This is a genomic window from Bradyrhizobium sp. Crot121 (assembly GCF_059512385.1).
This window is the reverse complement of record NZ_JCAMOR010000023.1, coordinates 43,499-64,027: the sequence shown is the minus strand read 5'-3', so window position 1 is coordinate 64,027 and position 20,529 is coordinate 43,499. Positions and strand designations below refer to the sequence as shown.

The window sequence follows — 20,529 nt, the reverse complement described above, 5'->3', positions numbered from 1 at the left end:
GCGGTGTTAGCCGCCGAACTCCCGTCGCCGCGACGCCCGCCACGTGGTCCACAGGACCCGCAGCCGTGATGTGACCTGCGGGGCGAAGGGATTGCTGCCGGCCCGCGATATCCGCGCGAGATCGCGCTCGGCCAGCGCCAATGGCAGGAAGATCGGCCGCGTCGCCGGCGGGACCGTCGGCAGCAGCGAGAACGCGGTCTTCAGATGACTGCTCGCCTCACTGATGAGCTGGTCGATCGCCGCGCGCAGTTGGGGCGTCTGCTTGCCGGAGAACACGTCTTCGATTCCGCCGCCGTGCTGCTCAAGGAACTGCAGTGGCAGGAACAATTGCCGCCGCGAAGCATCGCGCGGCAATGCGGCGATCACTTGCGCGATACCTTGCGCGAGCCCGGCGTGCTGTGCGAGGTGATCGATCTCCTCGGAGGGTTGTGCCATCACGCGCGCAGCGAGCGAGAACAGCGCCGAGGCGGTCTCGTTGAGATAGCCCTCGAGCGCCGCCATCGACGGCATCGGATCGTTGTAGAGATCGAACTGGTGCTCCTCGACCAGCCGCGACAGCGGCTCAACGGGCAGCCGGAAATTCCTGATCGCGAGCAGCAGTTCCGCAGCCACCGGGTTGCCTTCGACGCTGCCATGTCCGCTGCCTGCGAGCATGTCGGTCCACCATTGCAGGCGTATCTCGCCAGGCAAGGGTTGGCTGACCAGCTCATGAACGCGGGAAATTTCGGCGTTGAAGGCGTAGATCCCGAGCAGCGCGCGGCGTTCGCGCGCCGGCACGAACAGCGTGGAGGCATAGCGCGCGAAATCATGCGTGCGCACCAGGTCGGCGCAGAATGCCGCGGCGTCCGTGCGGCCGGACCCGGACTCGGTCATGGCACCGCAATCAGCGCCGCCGCCACCCGCCGACGCTCGCCCAACATGATGTTGTAGGTGCGGATCGCAGGCCCCGTCTGCATCGTATCCAACACCACATGCACCGCGCGCAAGGCATCCCGCAGCGCCTTGGGCGCTATCCATACTTCGGTGCCGGTGCCGACGATCAGCGTGTCGATGATGTTGGCCTTCGCGAACACACGTTCGAGCGAGTATCGGTCGATCTGCTGCGGCGTCGTCACCGGCCAGGCCCAGATGCCATCGGGCAGGCAGAGCAGCGAGCCCCGATGCGACATGTCGGCAAAGGCGAAGCCGCCCTTGCCGTAGGCCTCGATCGGCGCCGACCTCGGAAGATGTGGAGCGTCCGAGGATTGAGCCATGGAGCTACTTCTTGACCGCTGCTTCCGGCTTCCTGGCCGGCGTTTCCGGCGCGTCGCCGCGTACGGTGCCCACGCCGAGATAGATCAGGATCGGCGCCGCGATGAAGATCGAGGTGTAGGTGCCGACCAGCACCACGCCGAACATCATCACCGCAGTGAAGCTGTGGATGGCGTTGCCACCAAACAGCAGCAGCGCCAGCAGCGCGAGCGTCACGGTGACGTGGGTGATGATCGAGCGCGACAGCGTCGAGTTGATCGATTCGTTGAGGAGCTGCGGCATCGGCATTTTCTTGTAACGCCGCAGCATCTCGCGGATACGGTCGTAGATCACGACCGTATCATTGAGCGAATACCCGAGAATCGTCAGCAGCGCGGCGATACTGGTGAGGTCGAAATCGACCTGCGAGACCGACATGAAGCCGATCGTCAGCACGATATCGTGGACGTTGGCGATCATGGCGCCGAGCGCGAACTGCCATTCGAAGCGGAACCAGAGATAGATCAGGATGCCGACGATCGCGACCATCAGGCCGAGCATGCCGTAAGCCAGCAGTTCGCCGGAGACGCGCGGGCCCACCACCTCGACGCGGCGATATTCGACGGAATCGCCGAGCGCGCCGCGGACCTTCTGCACGGCCTCCTGCTGGGCGCTGTCGCCGCCGGGCTGCTCCGCGACGCGGATCAAGACGTTGGCCGGCCCGCCGAACTGCTGCAACTGGACCTCACCGAGGTTCAAGGTGCTGAGCGTGGCGCGCATCGCGGCGATATCGGCGTTGCCGGATTTGGCCTGCACTTCCAGCAGCGTGCCGCCCCGGAAGTCGATGCCGAAATTCAGGCCGTGGGTGAAGAACAGCGTGATCGCGATGATCGAGAGCACCGCCGAGATCGGGAAGCTGATGCGGCGGAAGCGCGTGAAATCGAAATGCGTGTTGTCCGGGACGATGCGCAGCGGCGGCAGGAGGCCGAGCGCGGCGACCACGGTCAGCACGGCGATCAGGATGCCAAGGCCAATGAGAACGTAATGAGTCACAACAGGCCTCTCAGATCGGCACGGTCTTTTGCGGCCGCTTCCACCACACCCACCACGCGACGATCAGCCGCGTGAGCGTAAACGCGGTGAAGACCGTGGTAATGATGCCGATCCCGAGCGTGACGGCAAAGCCGCGCACCGGGCCGGTACCGATGTAGAACAGCACCGCAGCGGCGATGAAGGTGGTGATGTTGGAGTCGAGAATGGTCGCAAGCGCACGCTTGAAGCCGGCATCGATCGCCGAGATCGCGTTGCGCCCGCCCCGCAATTCCTCGCGGATACGCTCATAGATCAGCACGTTCGAGTCCACCGCGATGCCGACCGTGAGCACGATGCCGGCGATGCCGGGCAGCGTCAGCGTCGCGTTCAGAAGCGACAACAGGCCAAAGATCATCGCGACGTTGATGGTCACCGCGATGTTGGCGAACACGCCGAACAGGCGATAGGTCAGCAGCATGAACACGATGACCAGGATCGAGCCGACATAGGCAGCCAGTTCGCCCTTCTCGATCGAATCCTGGCCGAGCCCCGGACCGACCGTGCGCTCCTCGATCACCGTCAGCGGTGCCGGCAGCGCGCCGGCGCGCAACAGGATCGCGAGATCGTTGGCGGACTGGACCGTGAAGCTGCCCGAGATCTGGCCCTGGCCGCCGGTGATCGGCTCGCGGATCACGGGCGCGGAGATCACCTCATTGTCGAGGATGATGGCGAAGGGCTGGCCGACGTTCTCGGTCGTGGCCTGGGCAAATTTCCGTGCGCCGGAGGTATTGAAGCGGAAACTGACGATCGGCTCGCCGGTGCGCTGGTCGAATCCCGGCTGCGCGTCGGTCAGGTCGCCGCCGGAGACCAGCACCTGTTTCTTGACGACGTAGGGGATCTTCGGCGTCGACGCGCTCATCAGCAGTTCGGAATCAGGCGGAACCCTGCCCTGCTGGGCCTGGTCGGGCGGCACCGAGGTGTCGACCATCCGGAATTCCATCTTCGCGGTCTTGCCGAGCAGTTCCTTCAGACGTGTCGGGTCCTGTAGACCCGGCACTTGCACCAGGATGCGGTCGGTGCCCTGGCGCTGGATCACGGGCTCGACGGTACCGAGCTGGTTGACGCGGCGTTCGACGATCTGGATCGACTGCTCGATCGTCTGGCGGATGCGCTCGGTGATGGCAGCCTGCGGCACGGTCAGGCGGATCAGCCCGCCGCCGGCATCGGACACTTCGAGGCTGCGCTGGCCGCTGGAACCAAGCAAGCCGCCGAGCGGCTGCGAGAGCTCACGCAACTTGGAGAGCGCGGTCGGCAGGTCGGTATCGCGGCTGATCCGTACCTCCACGGCATCGTTGCGCGCGTTGAGACCGGTGTAGCCGATCTTGGCGTCGCGCAGCACGCGCCGCGCGTCGTCGCGGATCTGGTCGAGCTTCTCTTTCTTCACATAGTTGGAATCGACCTCGAGCAGCAGATAGGAGCCGCCCTGCAGGTCCAGGCCGAGCACCAGGCGCCGCTGCGCCCACCCCGGCCAGGTCTTGACCTGCGATTCCGGGAAAAAGTTCGGCACGGCGCAAAGGCACACCACGAGCGCCGTGAGGATGATCCCCAGCGCCTTCCACCGCGTGAAATACAACATCGCCTTGACCTGTCAGATCGAAAATTGCGGCGCGACGATCACTTCGCGGATGTCTCGTCCTTGGCCTCGGCTTTTTCCTTCGCCGGCTCGCCCTTGGTGCGCACGCCCGAGATCATCTGCCGCATCTGCCGCACGCGGACGCCATCGGAGATTTCGAACTCGATCTGGTCGTCGTCGACCACCTTGGTCACCTTGCCGACGAGGCCACCCGAGGTCACGATGGTGTCGCCGCGGCGAATGTTTTTGACGAGCTCGGCATGGTCTTTCACCTTCTTCTGCTGCGGGCGCAGAATCAGGAAGTACATGATCACGAAGATCAGGGCGAACGGCAGAAGCGACATCAACATGCTGTTGGCATCGCCGCCGGCTCCGGCCTGGGCAAACGCAGGAGTAATCAGCATTCGGACAATCCTCGTGAGACGGGAAAAGGACCGGCGACGCCTGGCGCGTCAAGCCCGGTCCGGGCAAATTCGCGCGGACTATAGCGGCGGCCGGCCCAATTGCAACGTTAACAGCCCCTCATTTAGGCCGCTTGCGGCAACCGCCAAGGCCCGTTAAAGGCTGCCCCCTCAGGAACTGCGCAAATGTCGAAAAAAGCCAAAAAATCAGCGCCTCGCGCCATGCCCAAACTGGCCTCCAAAGGCCCCCGCAAAACCGCGACAAAAGGTCCGGCAAGCGAGCCCAACGGCGACACCGCGGAGCGGATCGCGAACGCCCTGGAAGCGATCGCGCGCCACCTCTCCGCCGCCGCCCCGGACTCCGACGCAAGCGAGCAGCTTGGTGCGGCCGATGCTTTCGTCTGGCATCCGGACGGACGGCTCTCGAACGTCGCCCGCGTCAGCCGCGTCGAGATCTTCCTGCTCAAGGGGATCGACCGGATGCGCGACATCCTGATCGAAAATACCGAGCGCTTTGCCAACGGGCTGCCCGCCAACAACGCGCTGCTCTGGGGCGCGCGCGGCATGGGGAAATCCTCGCTGGTGAAGGCCGCACATGCCAGCATCAATCTCGACCGCAAGCCTGCGGACCGGTTGAAGCTGATCGAGATCCATCGCGAGGATATCGAGAGCCTGCCGATGCTGATGGAAGTGCTGCGCGCCTCCGATTTCCGCTTCATCGTGTTCTGCGACGACCTCTCCTTCGACGGCAACGACGCCTCGTACAAGTCGCTGAAGGCGGTGCTGGAAGGTGGCATCGAGGGACGTCCCGAGAACGTCATCCTCTATGCCACGTCCAACCGCAGGCATTTGCTCGCGCGCGAGATGATCGAGAACGAGCGCTCCACTGCGATCAATCCCGGCGAAGCGGTCGAAGAGAAGGTCTCATTGTCCGACCGCTTCGGCCTGTGGCTCGGCTTCCACCGCTGCAGCCAGGATGAATACCTCGCCATGGTCAGAGGCTATTGCGACCATTTCGGCATCAAGGTCGATGGCGAGGAATTGGAGCGCGAGGCGCTGGAATGGTCGACCACCCGCGGCTCCCGCTCCGGCCGCGTCGCCTGGCAGTTCACGCAGGAATTGGCCGGCCGGCTTGGCGTGAGGCTAGCGGGCAAGTAAGGCGCCCAGCATGGCGCGCAGAGCAGGCCAAGATTTCGATCGTCCTACGCGGGGTTTCACCCGCGTATCCATCGATCTTCACAAAAGCGCTTTGTTCAAAGATGGATTGCCGGGTCAGGCCCGGCAATGACGAAGACGGCCTCACGCGCCGTTGAGGAATTGCAGCGGATCGACCGGCGATGATCCCTTGCGGATCTCGAAGTGAAGCTGCGGCGAGCTCACCTCTCCCGACTGGCCCGACTTGGCGATCACCTGGCCGCGCTTGATCGTATCGCCGCGCTTCACCAGCAGCTCACTGGCATGGGCATAAGCGGTGACGTAGCCGTTCGAGTGCCGCACCAGGACCAGGTTGCCATAGCCCTTCAATTCGTTGCCGGAATAGGCGACCACGCCATCCTCGGCGGCCTTCACCGGCGTGCCCTCGGGCACCGCGAGGTTGATGCCGTCATTGGATTTGCCGTTGGTCTTGGCGCCATAGCCGGTGATCACCTTGCCGCGGGCCGGCCAGCGGAAGGTCGGCAACGAGCTCGTGGTCTCGCTGGGCTTGACCGCCACCGGTTCCGCGGCCGGAGCAGGCTGTTCGACATTCGCCGCGGGCTGAACCAGCCGGGCGCTTTGCGGCTGGGCGGTCGCAACCACCTTCGGTGCCGGAGCGGCTGGCGCGGCAGCGGGAGCCGGCGCAACTGCCGGCGCCGTGGGCGCGGCCGCAGCGGTCTTGGCGCCCGGGACGGTCAGCTTCATGCCTAGGCTGAGCCTGGCCGACTGATCGAGATGGTTGGCCTTGGCAAGCTCGGCCGGCGAGACGTGATGCTGGCGCGCGATGCTGTGCAGCGTGTCGCCCCTGTTGACGTAATGGACGCCTCCAACCGTGGCTGCGACCGCGACCGGCTTGCTTGCCGGCGGCGCCACGGCAGGTGCCGGCGCCGCCGCAACGGCAGCCGGACGCGGGATGACAAGCTGCTGACCGGGCGACAGCGCGCGCGGCCCTTTGTAGCCGTTGGCGCGCAGGATCTCGGCTGTCGAGACGTTGTAGCGCTTCGACAGCACTTCCAGCGTATCGCTGGTGCCGACGATGATGGTAGTGCCGCCATGGCCTGCGGGCGCGCGCGCCACCGACTGCGGCACGGCAGCAGTCGTCTCGAGACGCTGCTGCTGGGGCGCCTCAAGGCGCGGCGGTTGTTGTGGCGGCGCATAGGATGCCACGCCCCGCCCGCCCCCTGCTACGCTGGAGTTCGAGACCGGATAGGATTGCGGCGCAGCAACCGGCGGCGGCAGCGGCTGGGACTGATAGGGCTGGGACTGCGAATAGGGCGATTGCGGCCGCGCATATTGCGGCAACTCACGCCGCTCGACCGGCTGCTGCGGCACAGAGCCGGTCGCCTGGGGCTCGAAGGCGAAAGGATTGCTGGAATAAGAGTTTTGCGAGAAGCGCGTCGACATGTCGCCGCTGCACCCGGCAAAACCGACCGACATCAGCGCCAGCACCGTCACCTGCGGGACGCGGCGCGAGCGAAGCAACTCGACAAGAGCGGACATGGTTACTCACTCGTACGCAACAAAATACTGTTTTGAGTAAACACGTACCGAGTAAATAACCGCTTAACCTTCGGAATAAGGTATTGGCGCGAGGCAGCAATCCCCAGACTCTACAGTTCCCGCGCCACCCCCGGCAGGGCCGGCACGAAGCGCACGTCGACCAGTTCCTTGCGCTCGAAGCCGGTCTCGGTCCTGGTCACCCGCACCAAGGTCTGGGTACCATGGTGTGGGCCGACCGGCGCGATCAGGATGCCGCCGACCTCGAGCCGCTGCAAAAGCTTCTCCGGAATTTGCTCCATCGCGGCGGTGACGATGATGCGGTCGAAATCGCCGCCCCCGGCAGGCACGTCGAAGCCGTCGCCAAGCATGACCTCGATATTGTAGTAGCCGAGCTTCTCCAGCCGCTGGCGGGCCGTATCGGCCAATGTCCGATAGCGCTCGATGGTCAGCACATGCTTGCACAGCCGCGAGAGGACCGCGGCATGGTAGCCGGAGCCGGTGCCGATCTCGAGCACCCGGTGCTCCCGGTTGAGTTGGAGCTGTTCGGTCATGTAGGCGACCACGAAGGGCTGGCTGATGGTCTGCCCGCAGGCAATGCCGAGCGCGCTGTCGCGGTAAGCATGGTCGCGGTCATTGGCCGCGACAAACCGCTCACGCGGCACCTCCTCCATCGCACGAAGCACCGACTGGTCGCTGATGCCGCGCCGCCGCAGCGCGAGCTGAAACATCATTTTCTCGGGCGGCTCAGATGTGCTGGCCATAGCGGGTCTCGTAAGCTTGCTGCGCGGCACGGTTGCCGAGCACGATCCTAACCGATTAATGCCACACCAACTCGAAATCCCGCGTTGAGGAAAATTTCCCTCACGATCGCGTTCCCTCCCCGGAACCATAGCCATGGCGCGGCGTTGGCGAGCAAGTATTTTTATTACCCATATGATCGGCAACGACGCATGATCGAGGCTCTGTGAGGCGAGCATGAGTGCGAACGTTTACGTTGCGCCTGCGGGAGATATTTGCGAACGTGGCGCAGGGACAGGCAAGGATTCCGACATGACTACCGCACGGCCTGAGGGCTGTTCTGTGTTTCTCGTCGAGGACGAGGTCATGATCCGGATGATGGTCGCCGACATGCTGGAAGAGCTGGGTCACAGCGTTGCGGCCGAGGCCGGGGAAATTTCAGAAGCGGTCAAGCTCGCGCAATCGACTGAGTTCGACCTCGCGATCCTCGACGTTAATGTCAACGGCAAGGTAATCACGCCCGTCGCCGAATTGATCAACGCGCGCAACCGCCCCTTCATTTTCGCGACCGGCTATGGCTCGTCAGGCCTGCCGGAGGAATATCGCGATCGGCCCGCGCTGCAGAAGCCATTCCAGCTTGAAACGCTCGCCCAACTGATCGACAGCACGCTGAAGAGCGCGCCGGTTTAGCATCGAATCCGTAGCCCGGATTGCGCTTCGCTTCATCCGGGCAACGAAGCTACGAACCCTATTTCAACGTCGACGTCAGCGTTTCCGAAAACGCTTCATCGGTGCGGTCAAGCCGCAGCGGTGTCACCGACACGTAGTGCGCCCTGAGCGCCGCGAGATCGGTGCCTTCCGCGGGCGTATCCATCATCGCCGTGCGCTCAAAGCCGATCCAGAAATATGGATTGCCGCGGCCGTCGCGGCGCTCGTCGATCTTCAGGAAACCGAGATTGCGCTTACCCTGCCGGGTGACTCGGATGCCCTTGACGTCGTCAGGCAGGCAGGCCGGAAAATTGACATTGATCACCGTGTTCTTGGGGATGCCGGCATCCATCACCCTGCGCACGATGTCGGGGCCGAATTGCAGCGCGGTGTCCCAGAGCGGCTTTTCACGCGTCTCGATGCTGAATTCCTGCGACAGCGCGAACGACGGCAGGCCCAGAATGGTGCCCTCGAGTGCGCCGGCGATGGTGCCGGAATAGACCACGTCCTCGGCGACGTTGCGGCCCTTGTTGACGCCCGACAGCACGAGATCCGGCAGTTTGGCCCCGAGGATATGGCGTGCGCCCATGATCACGCAGTCCGTCGGCGTACCCCTGACGGCGAAGTGCCGCGGGCCGATCTCGCGCAGCCGCAAGGGATCGTTCAGCGACAGGGAATGCGATACGCCGGACTGGTCGAGCTCGGGCGCCACGACCCAGACATCGTCGGACAAAGCGCGCGCGATCTGCTCGACGACCTTCAACCCGGGCGCGTGGATGCCGTCATCATTGGTGCAGAGAATTCGCATCCGTCAAAATGCCCTGTTCGATCGCCTGTCTTGCCAAAGGTCTTAACCGGCAAACGCCGCAGAGGCAAACCCGGTGACTTGCGGGTTGTTACTGCTTCATCCGGACTCGCCAGGGACGCAGGAATTTGGCGCTGCCGGCGATCCGAAGCTGAGATCCAGTGGTTTTCCGCGGTGGCGGCTCAACGGCACCAGCCGTTGCAACCTCCGCTTTCCCGGCGACCGACGCGTCGGGCGCCACGTCGACCTGAGCGGGTGCCGGCGGTTTCGTGTGGCGCTGCCGCGCGACCCAAAGCCCTTTGCCGAAATCGACCGGATCGAACCATTTCTGCGCGCCCAGATCGCCCGCGAGCCCCTCGTCCCAGAGCCTCGCGATCTCGATATCGAACTTTCCCTCGTGCCTTTGATCGATGAGCTGCATCCCGAAACCGGTGACGGCCCATTGCCGTCCGATCCAGTAGATGTCGCGATGCAGCGCCATCTTGCAGATTCACTTCACTTGTCGTGCTCGATCACTTTCAAGCCGCCCATATAGGGCTGCAGCACGTCGGGAACGGCAATCGAGCCGTCCTGCTGCTGATAGTTTTCCATCACGGCGATCAGCGCTCGGCCGACCGCGGTGCCGGAGCCGTTCAGCGTATGCACGAAGCGCGGCTTGCCATCGCCGGCGCGATAGCGCGCATCCATTCGCCGGGCCTGGAAATCGCCGCAGACCGAACAGCTCGAGATTTCACGATAGGCGCCACCATCGCCCTGACCTGAAAATTGTCCCGGCATCCAGACTTCGATGTCGTAGGTCTTCTGCGCGGAAAAGCCCATATCGCCGGCGCACAGCGTCATCACGCGATAATGCAGATCGAGCTGACGCAGCACTTCCTCGGCGCAGGCCAGCATGCGCTCATGTTCGTCGCGGCTGGTCTCCGGCGTCGTGATCGAGACCAGCTCGACCTTCGTGAACTGGTGCTGGCGGATCATGCCGCGCGTGTCGCGGCCGGCGGCGCCCGCTTCGGCGCGGAAGCAGGGCGTGAGCGCGGTCAGCCGCATCGGCAACTCTTTTTCGTCGACGATGGATTCGCGCACCAAATTGGTCAGCGAGACCTCGGCGGTCGGGATCAATCCGAGACGTTCGCTCTTCAGCCGCTCTACACCGGCCGTCAGCAGTTCGCCCTTGATCGCCCAGAACTGATCGTCTTCAAATTTCGGCAATTGCCCGGTGCCGAACATCACCTCATTGCGCACCAGCAGCGGCGGATTGATTTCGGTGTAGCCGTGCTCATTGGTGTGCAGGTCGAGCATGAATTGCCCGATCGCCCGCTCCAACCGCGCCAATCCCTTCTTCAGCACGACGAAGCGTGCGCCCGACAATTTCGCGGCCGCCTCGAAATCCATGTAGCCGAGAGCGCCGCCGAGATCGTCATGCGGCTTCGGCGCGAAGCCGTACTGCCGCGGTGCGCCGAACACGTGATGCTGCACGTTGCCGTGCTCGTCGACGCCATCAGGCACATCCTGTGCCGGCAGGTTCGGAAGCGCGGCGAGTTGCGTGTTCAGCTCCTCATCGGCAACTTTTGCGGCGGCCTCGAGCTCCGGCAGCGAGGTCTTGAGGTCGGCGACTTCAGCCATCAGCTTCGCCGCGCGCGCCTCGTCCTTGGCTTTCTTGGCTTCGCCGATCTCCTTGGACGCCGCATTGCGCCGCGCCTGCGCCTGCTCGGACGACAGAATTGCCGCGCGGCGCCTCTCGTCGATTGCCAGCAGCGACGGCGACAGGGGCGCAAAGCCGCGCCGGCTCATTGCGGCGTCGAAAGCTTCGGGGTTGTCGCGGATCGCTTTGATGTCGTGCATGACCACATTCCTACGTCATGGCCGGGCTTGTCCCGGCCATCCACGCCTCGATTGCACGGTCTGTAAAAGACGTGGATGCCCGGGACAAGCCCGGGCATGACGAATAACGCCCTACTCCGCCGGATTGGCGGCGTTGGGTGTGCCGCCGGTCGAGGCTTGGGAGGCGGCTGCCTTCTTTTCCACCATGCGCACGGCGATGATCGCGCCCTCATAGAGCGCCAGCAATGGGATCGCGAGCGAGGCCTGGCTCAGCACGTCCGGCGGGGTCAGGACCGCGGCAATGATGAAAGCGATGACGATGAAATAGCGCCGCTTCTCGCGCAGCATCTTCGACGTCACGATGCCGATACGGCCGAGCAGCGTCAGGATCACCGGAAGCTGGAACGCGATGCCGAAGGCGAAGATCAGCGACATCATCAGCGACAGATACTCGCCGACCTTCGGCAGGAGCTGGATCTGCGCCGTCTCCGCGCCGCCCATCTGCTGCATGCCGAGCGAGAACCGCACCAGCATCGGCAACACCACGAAATAGACCAGCATCGCGCCAGCCACGAAGAACACGGGAGTGGCGATCAGATACGGCAGGAACGCGTTGCGCTCGTGCCGATAAAGGCCGGGCGCCACGAACTTGTAGATCTGGGTCGCGACGATCGGGAATGAGATGAAGCCGGCGCCGAACAGCGCAAGCTTGAGCTGGGTGACGAAATATTCCAGCAGCGCGGTATAGATGAATTTCGAATTATCCGGCCCCGCGACCCAGACGAACGGCCACACCAACACGTTGTAGATCTGCTTGGCGAAGAAGAAGCAGAAGAGGAACGCCACGCCGAATCCGAGCAGCGCCTTGATCAGCCGCGAGCGCAGCTCGATCAAGTGGTCCATCAACGGCGCCTTGCTGGCTTCGATGTCTTCGGCGCTCATGACGCTTTCGCGCTCTTTTGCATGTCGGGCACCTCAGGCGTGTCCTGCGGCGCTGCCGGCTCAGCTTCTTTGACGATCGCGCGCGGCTCGTTTGCCGCCGCGTGCGCCTCGGCTTCGACAAAGGTCTCCGGCGTGGGCGCTGCCGGCGTCGTTGGAATGACCGGCGTATCACTTTCCGATGCCGGCGGCAGAGCGGCCGGCGCATCTGCAGGCCTGACCTCCGGGGGCTTCTCGATGTCGCCGATCTGCATGGCGTCGTTGACGTCCTTCTGCAGCGACGTCATGACGTTATTGCTGGTAAAGCCCGTGGCGGCTTCCTTGACTTCGTCGAAGCTCTTCTTGAGATCGGCCATCTCGGCCTCGCGCATGGCCTCCTGGAACTGGCCCTGGAATTCGGCGGCCATCCGGCGCGCCTTGCCCATCCACTGGCCCACCATCCGCAGCACGCCGGGGAGCTCTTTCGGGCCGATGGCGATCAGCGCGACGACCGCGATGACGAGCAGTTCACTCCACCCGATATCGAACATGAAAGATTCCGCTCACGCGCAAATGGCCCCCCGCCCTTCTAACAGGATTTGGGGGCGCGCGCGGTTTTTCTCAACGGGACGTCTAACTTAGACGGCCTTGCTGCCGACGTCCGACCGCGCTGCCGACGGCGCCGCGTTGTGATCGATGGTCTTCACCGGCTCGGCGGGCTTTTCTGCAGTCTTGTCATCGTCCTGCATGCCCTTCTTGAAGGCCTTGATCCCCTGCGCGACATCGCCCATCAGGTCGGAAATCTTGCCGCGACCAAACAGCAGCAGGACCACTGCGATCACCACGATCCAGTGCCAAATGCTAAGCGAACCCATCCTGCAAACCCTCCAAAGACGACCGGCGCACCGGCCTAAGCTTCGAGCGGAAAGTAGGCCCGCGGGGCGTCAAAAACAAGGACTCAAGCCGCGGCAAATCGCTGTCGCGGCTACGCAATATTGCTACCGTTAACCTACGGCGTTCCGGCTGCGGAGGTTAGGCTGAATCCTTGCCATCATCCTCTGCAGCGCCTCCGCCCTCTGAATGCGAATCCTTGGCGGCGCCCTCTGAGTCCGAATCCTTGCCACTGCCCTCCTCGGGCTCGGCAACCGGCGCCAGGAACAGTTCCAGATTGTCGCCGGGCTCGAGCGGATCCTCGTCCTCACGAAGCGTCGGATCGTCCGATGGCGTCGGAACATTGAAGCCGGAGGGCAGGCGCGAATCCAAGAGACCGGTTCCCTTCAGTTCGTCGAGACCCGGCAGGTCGCCGAGCGCCTCCAGGCTGAACTGCGAGAGGAACGCTTCCGTCGTGCCGAAGGTGAGCGGCCGTCCCGGCGTCTTGCGGCGCCCGCGGGGGCGGATCCAACCGGTTTCCAGGAGCACGTCGAGCGTGCCCTTGGAGGTGACCACGCCGCGGATCTCCTCGATCTCGGCGCGGGTCACCGGCTGGTGATAGGCGACGATCGCCAGCACCTCGATCGCCGCGCGCGACAGTTTTTTCGTCTCTGTGGTCTCGCGCGTCATCAGCCAGGCGAGATCGCCTGCAGTGCGGAAGGTCCATTTGTTGGCAACGCGCACCAGATTGACCCCGCGCGGGGCGTATTCCGCCTGCAGTTGCGCCAGCGCAGCCTTGACGTCGACGCCCTCGGGCATGCGCTTGGCTAGGGTGGCCTGGTCGATCGGCTCGGCGGAGGCAAACAGCAGGGCTTCCAGAACCCGCAATTCCTCGGGCCGCGCCTGCGGATCGGTGACGTGCTCCTCGGCATCTTCCATGCGCTTTTCCGCCAGGCTTGCCATGGCTCGGTCTCCTTCTTCCACTTACTCGGCCGTAAGGTCCGGCGCGGTGGCACCGGGCACTTGCGGCAAACGCCTCCGAAAATAGAGCGGCGCAAACGCTCGGCTCTGGTTCAGTTCCATCTCGCCTTCCCGCACCAATTCCAGCGCGGCAGCGAAACTCGACGCGAACACGGTCGCCCGCTGCGACGGTTCGACGACGTAGTTCATCAGGTACTCGTCGAGGCAGCTCCAGTTCTCGCTATCGGCCGCACCAACCAGCCGTTCCAGCGAGGCACGCGCTTCGGAGAGCGACCACACCGTGCGCTTGGCCAGATGTACGCTGGCCAATACCCGCTGCTGGCGCTGCGTGGCGTAGGCCGTGAGCAGGTCGTAGAGCGTCGCTGTGAACTTGGGATGCTTGATCTCGGCGATCGACTCCGGATTGCCGCGCGGGAAGATATCGCGCTGGAACTGCGGCCGGTTCATCAGCCGGTTCGCCGCTTCCCGAATCGCCTCAAGCCGCCGCAGCCGGTTGGCGAGCGCGGTCGCCATCTCCTCGGCGCTCGGCCCTTCCGCCGCCGGCGGCTCCGGCAACAGCAGTCGTGATTTCAGGTAGGCGAGCCAGGCCGCCATGACCAGATAATCGGCGGCAAGCTCCAGCCGGATCTTCCGCGCCGCCTCGATGAACTGCAGGTACTGGTCGGCGAGCGCCAGGATCGAGATCTTGGCCAGGTCGACCTTTTGTTGCCGCGCGAGCGTCAGCAGGAGGTCGAGCGGGCCCTCATAGCCACCGACGTCGACCACCAGGGCCGGCTCGTCCTCGCTGACTTCAGCCGGCCGGCCGGTCTCAAACGACAGAATTTCTGCGGTCATGCCGTACCTACTTGTCCTATCAAGCCATCCAGTTCGGCCCGTGCCGCCAGCCGGTCGAACGGAAGCGGCGGTTTCCGTGCTGCCAGCGCGCGCTTGGCGCGCTCGAGCGCCTCGCCGGTCAGTTCCGGCGCCTCGCGCGCAACTTCGCGCATCTCGTCGAGCTTGCCGTTGCAGTGCAGGACCATGTCGCAGCCTGCGCTGATGATCGCCCGGGTCCGCTCTGCGATCGATCCCGAGAGCGCGTTCATCGACACGTCATCACTCATTAACAAACCCTGGAACCCGATACCGTCGCGAATCACCTGTTGGATGATTGTCGCAGAAGTCGTCGCCGGTTGGGCGGGATCCAGCGCGCTAAACACAACATGTGCAGTCATCGCCATCGGCAGGTCCGCAAGCGGCCGGAACGCCGCAAAGTCGGTCCGTTCCAGCTCGGACCTCACCGTATCAACGGTCGGCAGCCGGAAATGGGTGTCCGCCGTGGCCCGTCCATGACCCGGTATATGTTTCAGTACCGGTAAAATACCACCCTGCTCCAGTCCGTCGGTAACGGCGCGGGCGATGGCGGCCACCTTGGCCGGATCAGTTCCATAGGCGCGGTTGCCGATCACGGCGTCGGCGCCCTCAACCGGCACATCCGCCAGCGGCAGGCAGTCGACGGTGATCCCGAGAGCGCCCAAATCGGCGGCAATCAGGCTCGCGCTGAGCCGCGCCGCGGCAAGCCCGAGCTGCGAATCGCGATCGTACAGCGCTCCAAACGCCGCTCCAGCGGGATAAACGGGCCAATGGGGCGGTCCAAGCCGCTGCACTCGGCCGCCTTCCTGGTCGATCAGGACCGGCGCGTCGGCTCGACCTGCGACGGAGCGGCATTCACGAACAAGTGCAGATACTTGATCGGGAGTTTCGACGTTCCGTTTGAATAGGATGAAGCCCCATGGCCGCTCGGCGCGAATGAACTCGCGCTCGGCATCGGTCAGCTCAAACCCGGATACGCCGGTGATGAATGCTCGGTTTACCATGCGGCCGATTAGGCCGCATGTATCCTGAGCGTCAAGGAAACCGCACTTAATTCCTTTGGATGAGGCACTGCGGCCCGCCGGCGGCCTTCAGGCTGCTGCAAACCTGCGTCGCCTGATCCAGGGAGCTGAACGGACCGGCAAACGCCCGGTAGTACACACCCTTCTCGCCGAGATCGACGCGCTTCACGACCAGCGACTGCGAGCCGAGCACGCTTGGATACTTGCCCTGCAGCGCCTTGTAGGAGGCCTGCGCATCCGCCTCGTTTCGTTGCGAGGAGACCTGAACGACGTACCCTCCGCTGCTTACGGTGGCCGTCGGATTCGTCGAAGCGACCCGGGTCGGCGCCGGATCGGGCTGAGGTGCGCCGGGCGCCAGCGACATCGGCGTGTTGGCGCTCGCATTGGCGGAGGCCGGATTGCCGTGTGACGGGTTCGCAGACGCCGTCCGCGTGACAGGCGCGGGCTTGGCCGGCGGAGGCGGGGCCGATCCCGGTACGCCGGCATCTGTCGCGTCGCCCTTGACCGAAAGCGTCCGGATCCGTCGCGGCTCATTGTTTGGCAGCGTGCCGCTCGTGGTCATCGGCGAAGCTGCCGACGGAGCGACGCTCGCCACCGGCGGCGGGTTGGCATTTTGGTTCAACGGCGGAAACACCACGCGGGGACCGGTATTGGAGGTGACGTCGACCGGCGTCTCCTCGCGCGAGATGAGCTTTTCCGTGCCGTCGCCGGACGCGATGCGGTCTGGCGCCTTGCCGGCACCGTCAGGCTGCGACATGATCTTGGTCGGACTGTTGTCGGCCTTGATGATCGGCGGTTCGCCACTGCGGGGCGAGCCGACATAGGTCCGGTAGGCAAAGGCTGCGCCCGTGCCCACCACCGCGAGCGCGAGCACGGCTCCTACCGTCATCAGTCCGCTGGAGCGCTTGCGCGGCGGAGGCTCCTCGTCCTCGTAAGCGTCGTTCTGATATGCGTAGGGGTCGTCGGGATACGCCGCTTCGCGCTGAAAATCCTGCCCGCCGGCTTCGATCTGGCCATAGAGTGCATCGTCGTAGCGCGACGGATCAAGCTGCTGCGCGGGCTCATCGAGCGGCAACTCCTCGCGATATTCCGGCACCGGCGTGCGATATTCCGGCGTCGGCACGGGCGCCGCGGCGTGCTGCGCGGTGTAGCGGTGCAGCGGGTGCACGGCGCTCGGGTGAAGATCCGGCTCTTCGTAGTCCTCCGACGGCCCAGCATAGTCCTGCGACGGCGCAGCATATTGCTGCGGTGGCGCGACCTCATGGCGAGCGCGCTGCATCCAGGGCGGTGGGCTGGCCGGCAGGTCCACCTCCTCATCGTCAGCCTGCGGCTGATAGGTCTGCGGGCGAACATTGGCCCGCGACTGCAGCGGACGCGACGCTGGCTGCAGAGGATGCGGCGCCGGCTGCGGCTTGGGCGGATTGGCGGCAAACGGATCGGCCTGCCCGATCAGCCGCGCCAGTTCGGCCAACGGGTCGCTTTCGGCCCGACCCGCGGCATTGCTGCCGCGATCATAGTCGAGGTCGGCGGGAAAAGTTCGGTTTTGATATCGATCAGCCATCGTGATCTTGCATCCCCTTCGGGACAGCGCCAAGTCGCCTGCAACTTCCTGGTGCGAACGAGTTGGTCCTGCCAAGTACCCCCACGATCCCCATCGCGAGAGGCTTCGCCCCTGCTGCTACCGCATCTCGGTTGGGGCGTGGACGCCTAGAACAGCTAGACCCGATGCCAGAACCGAGACGACGCCCTGAACCATTGCCAGTCGCGCCCTTGTGATCTCTGCATCATTATTCATAATGAAGCGTAAATAGGGCAGATCGCCCCCTTTGTTCCACAGCGCGTGGAACTCGCTGGCCAGATCGTACAGATAAAAAGCGATCCGGTGCGGCTCATGTGCGACGGCCGCTGCCTCGATCATGCGCGGATAGAGCGCCAACTGCTTGAGAAGGCTGAGTTCCGCCGGATCGGACAGCCGCTCCAGCGCCGCCCCTGCAAGATAGTCCCGCCGCGCGCCGTCCTCGTCCGGGAGGTCGGGTAATACCTCCTGCCGCGCGTTACGGAAAACCGAGTGGCCGCGAGCGTGTCCGTACTGGACGTAGAACACGGCATTGTCCTTGGTCTGCTCGATCACCTTGGCGAGATCGAAATCGAGCACCGCATCGTTCTTGCGGAACAGCATCATGAAACGCACCGCGTCCGAGCCGACCTCGTCGACGACTTCGCGCAGCGTGACGAACTCGCCGGCGCGCTTCGACATCTTCACCGGCTCGCCGTCACGCAGCAGCCGGACGAGCTGCACGATCTTCACGTCGAGTTCCGCCTTGCCCGCGCTCACGGCCTTCACCGCCGCCTGCATGCGCTTGACGTAGCCACCATGATCGGCGCCGAACACATCGATCAGATTGTGAAAGCCGCGCTCGAACTTGTTGCGATGATTGGCGATGTCGGACGCGAAATAGGTGTAGGAGCCGTCCGACTTGATCAGCGGCCGGTCGACATCGTCGCCATAGGCGGTGGCGCGAAACAGCGTCTGCTCGCGGTCCTCGTAGTCCTCGACCGGCTTGCCTTTCGGCGGCGGCAGACGCCCCTCGTAGATGTCGCCTTTGTCGCGCAGGAAATCGATGGTCTCGGCGACCTTGTTGTTGCCGGTGTCGATCAGCGAGCGCTCGGAGAAGAACACGTCATGCTTGATGTTGAGCGCGGCGAGATCGTCCTTGATCTCGGCCATCATCATCGCGATCGCCTTGTCGCGCACGACCGGCAGCCAGGCGGCCTCGCGCATCGAAAGCAGCTTGTCGCCGTATTCCTTGGCAAGCGCCTGCCCGACCGGCTTCAAATAGTCGCCAGGATAAAGCCCTTCCGGGATCGCGCCGATGTCCTCGCCGAGCGCCTCGCGGTAGCGCAGATAGGCCGAGCGTGCGAGCACGTCGACCTGAGCACCGGCGTCATTGATGTAATATTCACGCGTGACGTCGAACCCTGCGAACTGCAGCAGGCTGCAAAGCGCGTCGCCGAACACCGCGCCACGGCAATGGCCGACATGCATCGGTCCGGTGGGGTTGGCCGAGACGTACTCGACATTGACCTTTTCTTTGGCCCCGATCGCGCTTTGCCCGTAGCCGGCGCCCTCGCGCAGCACGGCGCGCAGGGCATCAGTCCAGACGTTTGGCTTGAGGGTCAGGTTGATGAAGCCGGGGCCGGCGACCTCGACGGACGCCACAAGCTCGTCGGCGCGCAATTTGGCTGCGATCTTCTCGGCGAGATCGCGCGGCTTGGCCTTGGCTTCCTTGGCGAGCACCATTGCGGCGTTGGTCGCCATGTCGCCATGGCTGGCCTCGCGCGGCGGCTCGACCACAACGCGCGAGAAATCGATGCCTTCGGGCCATTGGTCCTCAGCCGCGAGCGCGGCACAGATCGCGTGCACGCGCGCGAGCACATCGGCAAAAAGGTGCGGAGAAGCAGGTTTGTCGGCCATGGGCGCCGCCTAACGCAAATCCGGGGTCGAGTCAAAAAGCCTGTTATGCTCGATCAGGGCGTAGCGGTCGGTCATCCCGGCAATGAAATTACCGATCCGCCTGGCGCGTTCCGCCTCGGTCTCCGCCTCCCTGCCCTCCACCCACTCGGGCGGCAGGTCGTCCGGGGATTGCCGGTAGCGCGCGAACAGGTCGAACACGATCTGTTCGGCCTCGTCCATCACCCGCATCACCCGCTGGTGGCGGTACATTCGCTGCCAGAGGAACGCCTTGATCTCTGCCTCTTCCTGGGCAATGGCCGGAGGAAACGCGATCAGCGGCCCGTTATGACGCCGCACATCTTGGGCGGATTGCGGCTGCGCGGCGTCCAGGCGCCGGCTCGCCTCCGCGAAGACCGCGCTGATGAAATGCGAGATCAATTCACGCACCAGCTCCGCGCCACGCCGGACTTCGTCGAGAGCCGGATAGTGCCGGTCGATTTCCGCGATGATCTCGGCGGTCAACGGCATCACCTTGAGCTCGTCGACCTTGAACAGCCCCGCACGCAGGCCGTCATCGATGTCGTGGGCATCGTAGGCGATGTCGTCGGCGAAGGCCGCGACCTGGGCTTCGAGCGAGGCAAAGCTCCATAGCTCCAGATCGTAGGTCTTGTTGTACTCGGAAATACCGATGGGGATGCCGCCTGTCTCGCGGTAGCGTCCGGCCGGCGCACCATCGCGCTCGGTCAGCGGGCCGTTGTGCTTGACGATGCCCTCGAGCGATTCCCAGGTCAGATTGAGCCCATCGAATTCCGGATAGCGGTGCTCCAGCGCGGTAACCACGCGCAGCGTCTGCGCATTGTGATCGAAGCCGCCATGGGGTTTCAGGCACCTGTCCAATGCCCGCTCGCCGGCATGGCCGAACGGCGGGTGTCCGAGGTCGTGCGCCAGCGCCAAGGTTTCCGTCAGGTCCTCGTCCAGCCCGAGTTGGCGGGCGAGCGCACGGGCGATCTGCGCGACTTCCAGCGAATGGGTCAGCCGCGTACGGTAGTGGTCGCCCTCGTGGAACACGAAGACCTGGGTCTTGTACTTCAGCCGCCGGAACGCGGTGGAATGGATCACGCGGTCGCAATCCCGGCGGAAGGCGCTGCGGGTCTTGCTCGGGGCCTCCGCGAACAGCCGCCCGCGGCTGCGATCGGGGTCGCAGGCATAGGGCGCGCGGGGGGCAGCCATTCCGACCGACACGGTTTTTTAGTCCTTATCCATTTGATTCCGCTTCCTTCCGCACTTAACTATGGTGAGCGCGGGATACCAAATGAAATGGGTATGACGTTGCGAACATGGTCCGCAAAGATCATGCTCAAACAAGGCTTCGGAGC

General features: G+C 64.3%; 21 protein-coding genes. 2 read left to right on the top strand and 19 right to left on the bottom strand.

All coding sequences use genetic code 11. The features are described 5' to 3' along the window. Positions 1-6: 6 nt before the first annotated feature. Genes AC5ZGW_RS21030 through yajC form a run of 5 tightly spaced genes read right to left on the bottom strand, consistent with a single transcriptional unit; the run spans position 7 to position 4,299 of the window. On the bottom strand, positions 7-873 hold the full coding sequence (locus AC5ZGW_RS21030; protein ID WP_130226369.1) for a phytoene/squalene synthase family protein: 867 nt from the start codon (positions 871-873) through the stop codon (positions 7-9). Further along, positions 870-1,253: an Mth938-like domain-containing protein gene (locus tag AC5ZGW_RS21025; RefSeq protein WP_028165585.1), complete on the bottom strand. Its 384-nt coding sequence runs from the start codon at positions 1,251-1,253 to the stop codon at positions 870-872. The genes AC5ZGW_RS21030 and AC5ZGW_RS21025 overlap by 4 nt, the downstream gene beginning before the upstream one ends. Before the next feature lie 4 nt (positions 1,254-1,257). Next, entirely contained in the window at positions 1,258-2,283 is a 1,026-nt protein-coding gene (gene secF, locus AC5ZGW_RS21020; RefSeq protein WP_130226370.1) for a protein translocase subunit SecF, read from the bottom strand. 10 nt (positions 2,284-2,293) lie between these two features. Then, a complete protein-coding gene (gene secD, locus AC5ZGW_RS21015) occupies positions 2,294-3,898 on the bottom strand; it encodes a protein translocase subunit SecD (RefSeq protein ID WP_130226371.1) in 1,605 nt (534 codons plus the stop codon). A gap of 38 nt (positions 3,899-3,936) precedes the next feature. Beyond that, complete coding sequence (yajC, locus tag AC5ZGW_RS21010; protein ID WP_028165588.1) at positions 3,937-4,299, bottom strand: preprotein translocase subunit YajC; 363 nt, start codon at positions 4,297-4,299, stop codon at positions 3,937-3,939. A gap of 183 nt (positions 4,300-4,482) precedes the next feature. On the opposite strand from yajC, the gene AC5ZGW_RS21005 reads away from it, so the two are divergent. Beyond that, positions 4,483-5,454, top strand: a complete 972-nt coding sequence (locus AC5ZGW_RS21005; protein WP_130226372.1) for an ATP-binding protein — start codon at positions 4,483-4,485, stop codon at positions 5,452-5,454. Between the two features lie 141 nt (positions 5,455-5,595). Here the strand turns inward: AC5ZGW_RS21005 and AC5ZGW_RS21000 are convergent, their stop codons facing one another. Further along, entirely contained in the window at positions 5,596-6,990 is a 1,395-nt protein-coding gene (locus AC5ZGW_RS21000) for a peptidoglycan DD-metalloendopeptidase family protein (protein ID WP_130226373.1), read from the bottom strand. A gap of 110 nt (positions 6,991-7,100) precedes the next feature. Next, on the bottom strand, positions 7,101-7,751 hold the full coding sequence (locus AC5ZGW_RS20995; RefSeq protein ID WP_028165591.1) for a protein-L-isoaspartate(D-aspartate) O-methyltransferase: 651 nt from the start codon (positions 7,749-7,751) through the stop codon (positions 7,101-7,103). A gap of 289 nt (positions 7,752-8,040) precedes the next feature. On the opposite strand from AC5ZGW_RS20995, the gene AC5ZGW_RS20990 reads away from it, so the two are divergent. Then, positions 8,041-8,418 (top strand): response regulator, encoded by a 378-nt coding sequence (locus tag AC5ZGW_RS20990; RefSeq protein WP_028165592.1) that lies wholly within the window; start codon positions 8,041-8,043, stop codon positions 8,416-8,418. Between the two features lie 58 nt (positions 8,419-8,476). Here the strand turns inward: AC5ZGW_RS20990 and surE are convergent, their stop codons facing one another. The 12 genes from surE to AC5ZGW_RS20930 form a co-directional block, all read right to left on the bottom strand. Next, positions 8,477-9,244, bottom strand: coding sequence for a 5'/3'-nucleotidase SurE (surE, locus tag AC5ZGW_RS20985; RefSeq protein WP_130226374.1), 768 nt, complete (start codon positions 9,242-9,244; stop codon positions 8,477-8,479). Positions 9,245-9,332: 88 nt separating this feature from the next. Further along, a complete protein-coding gene (locus AC5ZGW_RS20980) occupies positions 9,333-9,722 on the bottom strand; it encodes a hypothetical protein (RefSeq protein WP_130226375.1) in 390 nt (129 codons plus the stop codon). Positions 9,723-9,736: 14 nt separating this feature from the next. Continuing rightward, on the bottom strand, positions 9,737-11,080 hold the full coding sequence (serS, locus tag AC5ZGW_RS20975; protein WP_130226376.1) for a serine--tRNA ligase: 1,344 nt from the start codon (positions 11,078-11,080) through the stop codon (positions 9,737-9,739). Positions 11,081-11,191: 111 nt separating this feature from the next. Then, on the bottom strand, positions 11,192-12,001 hold the full coding sequence (gene tatC / locus AC5ZGW_RS20970; RefSeq protein WP_028165596.1) for a twin-arginine translocase subunit TatC: 810 nt from the start codon (positions 11,999-12,001) through the stop codon (positions 11,192-11,194). Further along, positions 11,998-12,528 (bottom strand): Sec-independent protein translocase protein TatB, encoded by a 531-nt coding sequence (gene tatB, locus AC5ZGW_RS20965; protein ID WP_130226377.1) that lies wholly within the window; start codon positions 12,526-12,528, stop codon positions 11,998-12,000. Before tatB ends, tatC begins: the two co-directional genes overlap by 4 nt. Positions 12,529-12,615: 87 nt before the next feature. Continuing rightward, positions 12,616-12,852, bottom strand: a complete 237-nt coding sequence (locus tag AC5ZGW_RS20960; protein ID WP_028165598.1) for a twin-arginine translocase TatA/TatE family subunit — start codon at positions 12,850-12,852, stop codon at positions 12,616-12,618. 157 nt (positions 12,853-13,009) lie between these two features. Then, positions 13,010-13,810 (bottom strand): SMC-Scp complex subunit ScpB, encoded by an 801-nt coding sequence (scpB, locus tag AC5ZGW_RS20955; protein ID WP_474418673.1) that lies wholly within the window; start codon positions 13,808-13,810, stop codon positions 13,010-13,012. 21 nt (positions 13,811-13,831) lie between these two features. Beyond that, complete coding sequence (locus tag AC5ZGW_RS20950) at positions 13,832-14,662, bottom strand: segregation and condensation protein A (protein ID WP_130226378.1); 831 nt, start codon at positions 14,660-14,662, stop codon at positions 13,832-13,834. Continuing rightward, positions 14,659-15,681: a beta-N-acetylhexosaminidase gene (gene nagZ, locus AC5ZGW_RS20945; protein WP_130226379.1), complete on the bottom strand. Its 1,023-nt coding sequence runs from the start codon at positions 15,679-15,681 to the stop codon at positions 14,659-14,661. The genes AC5ZGW_RS20950 and nagZ overlap by 4 nt, the downstream gene beginning before the upstream one ends. A 46-nt stretch (positions 15,682-15,727) precedes the next feature. Next, a complete protein-coding gene (locus AC5ZGW_RS20940; RefSeq protein ID WP_130226380.1) occupies positions 15,728-17,260 on the bottom strand; it encodes an SPOR domain-containing protein in 1,533 nt (510 codons plus the stop codon). 117 nt (positions 17,261-17,377) lie between these two features. Further along, positions 17,378-19,174, bottom strand: coding sequence for an arginine--tRNA ligase (argS, locus tag AC5ZGW_RS20935; RefSeq protein WP_130226381.1), 1,797 nt, complete (start codon positions 19,172-19,174; stop codon positions 17,378-17,380). Between the two features lie 9 nt (positions 19,175-19,183). Beyond that, the gene (locus tag AC5ZGW_RS20930; protein ID WP_130226382.1) at positions 19,184-20,395 is read right to left on the bottom strand and encodes a deoxyguanosinetriphosphate triphosphohydrolase; all 1,212 of its coding nucleotides are present in this window, start codon (positions 20,393-20,395) and stop codon (positions 19,184-19,186) included. Positions 20,396-20,529: the final 134 nt, after the last annotated feature.

Excerpts from the sequence above, each read along its gene's own strand:
- AC5ZGW_RS21030 (WP_130226369.1), bottom strand. The coding sequence starts at position 873 with ATGACCGAGTCCGGGTCCGGCCGCACGGACGCCGCGGCATTCTGCGCC.
- AC5ZGW_RS21025 (WP_028165585.1), bottom strand. The coding sequence starts at position 1,253 with ATGGCTCAATCCTCGGACGCTCCACATCTTCCGAGGTCGGCGCCGATC.
- secD (WP_130226371.1), bottom strand. The coding sequence starts at position 3,898 with ATGTTGTATTTCACGCGGTGGAAGGCGCTGGGGATCATCCTCACGGCG.
- yajC (WP_028165588.1), bottom strand. The coding sequence starts at position 4,299 with ATGCTGATTACTCCTGCGTTTGCCCAGGCCGGAGCCGGCGGCGATGCC.
- AC5ZGW_RS21005 (WP_130226372.1), top strand. The coding sequence starts at position 4,483 with ATGTCGAAAAAAGCCAAAAAATCAGCGCCTCGCGCCATGCCCAAACTG.
- AC5ZGW_RS21000 (WP_130226373.1), bottom strand. The coding sequence starts at position 6,990 with ATGTCCGCTCTTGTCGAGTTGCTTCGCTCGCGCCGCGTCCCGCAGGTG.
- AC5ZGW_RS20995 (WP_028165591.1), bottom strand. The coding sequence starts at position 7,751 with ATGGCCAGCACATCTGAGCCGCCCGAGAAAATGATGTTTCAGCTCGCG.
- AC5ZGW_RS20990 (WP_028165592.1), top strand. The coding sequence starts at position 8,041 with ATGACTACCGCACGGCCTGAGGGCTGTTCTGTGTTTCTCGTCGAGGAC.
- surE (WP_130226374.1), bottom strand. The coding sequence starts at position 9,244 with ATGCGAATTCTCTGCACCAATGATGACGGCATCCACGCGCCCGGGTTG.
- AC5ZGW_RS20980 (WP_130226375.1), bottom strand. The coding sequence starts at position 9,722 with ATGGCGCTGCATCGCGACATCTACTGGATCGGACGGCAATGGGCCGTC.
- serS (WP_130226376.1), bottom strand. The coding sequence starts at position 11,080 with ATGCACGACATCAAAGCGATCCGCGACAACCCCGAAGCTTTCGACGCC.
- tatC (WP_028165596.1), bottom strand. The coding sequence starts at position 12,001 with ATGAGCGCCGAAGACATCGAAGCCAGCAAGGCGCCGTTGATGGACCAC.
- tatB (WP_130226377.1), bottom strand. The coding sequence starts at position 12,528 with ATGTTCGATATCGGGTGGAGTGAACTGCTCGTCATCGCGGTCGTCGCG.
- AC5ZGW_RS20960 (WP_028165598.1), bottom strand. The coding sequence starts at position 12,852 with ATGGGTTCGCTTAGCATTTGGCACTGGATCGTGGTGATCGCAGTGGTC.
- scpB (WP_474418673.1), bottom strand. The coding sequence starts at position 13,810 with ATGGCAAGCCTGGCGGAAAAGCGCATGGAAGATGCCGAGGAGCACGTC.
- AC5ZGW_RS20950 (WP_130226378.1), bottom strand. The coding sequence starts at position 14,662 with ATGACCGCAGAAATTCTGTCGTTTGAGACCGGCCGGCCGGCTGAAGTC.
- nagZ (WP_130226379.1), bottom strand. The coding sequence starts at position 15,681 with ATGGTAAACCGAGCATTCATCACCGGCGTATCCGGGTTTGAGCTGACC.
- AC5ZGW_RS20940 (WP_130226380.1), bottom strand. The coding sequence starts at position 17,260 with ATGGCTGATCGATATCAAAACCGAACTTTTCCCGCCGACCTCGACTAT.
- argS (WP_130226381.1), bottom strand. The coding sequence starts at position 19,174 with ATGGCCGACAAACCTGCTTCTCCGCACCTTTTTGCCGATGTGCTCGCG.